This is a genomic window from Brevundimonas denitrificans (assembly GCF_030160755.1).
GTDB classification, from domain to species: Bacteria; Pseudomonadota; Alphaproteobacteria; order Caulobacterales; family Caulobacteraceae; genus Brevundimonas; species Brevundimonas denitrificans.
Genome location: NZ_BSOY01000182.1, coordinates 1 through 703, shown reverse-complemented (window position 1 = coordinate 703; position 703 = coordinate 1). Strand labels below are relative to the sequence as shown.

Here is a 703-nt window from a genome sequence, read left to right as displayed (position 1 = left end):
TCCTCTGAAGTTAAAGGACTATTTCCACGAGCAGCTCCTTCTTTTTCTCCAACTATATGTGCCTGCTCTCCAAGAGTATAAGCTGAAGAAACAGCTTTTTTATCTTGCGTAAGCTCTTTGCGGCAGTCTCTGATTGCACAACGATTTCCCGAGCGCCCCCACAAGAGTTTTATATCTTTCTGCGACATACCCATAACAAACCTCGGTATTAAAATACTTGTTCCCGAAACCTTGTGACTAGCACCGTACTTTAAATATTAGGCTTTTACTACAAAACTCAAAGAAAGCATCAGAAAAACCTGATAATTTCACGCCGACTGCCCCCAAAGAAAATACAGCTTTATTTGTATCGACAGCAATGTTCGGCTTCGAATGGCTCTAAGCACAGATTCTATGGAAATTCTGTAAAATTAGCGTTTGCATTTTTGTTTATTTTTCAACGCCTTGCAGAGGGACTGCAATTTATGGCGGTGAAGGTGGGATTCGAACCCACGATGGAGCTATTAACCCCATACTCCCTTAGCAGGGGAGCGCCTTCAGCCACTCGGCCACTTCACCGTCGGCGCGCAATATGGCCAGAAATCATTTTAATGTCAAAGGCTTTATTCTCTGATCCGACAAATTCTTCAAACTGCATACAGGGGACGGGAAAAATCGGTCGGGTGGTGTTGGGGTGTCCCTAGCGGATCGGGCGTTAGCTGTC

General features: G+C 44.8%; 1 protein-coding gene and 1 tRNA gene. Both read right to left on the bottom strand.

Going from position 1 to position 703, the window contains the following annotated elements; all coding sequences use genetic code 11:
* Positions 1-194, bottom strand: a 194-nt coding sequence (locus tag QQJ79_RS15640; protein WP_284223853.1) for a hypothetical protein, incomplete at its 3' end; no start/stop codon positions are given.
* Positions 195-465: 271 nt separating this feature from the next.
* A tRNA-Ser gene (locus QQJ79_RS15635) sits at positions 466-558 on the bottom strand.
* Positions 559-703 lie beyond the last annotated feature (145 nt).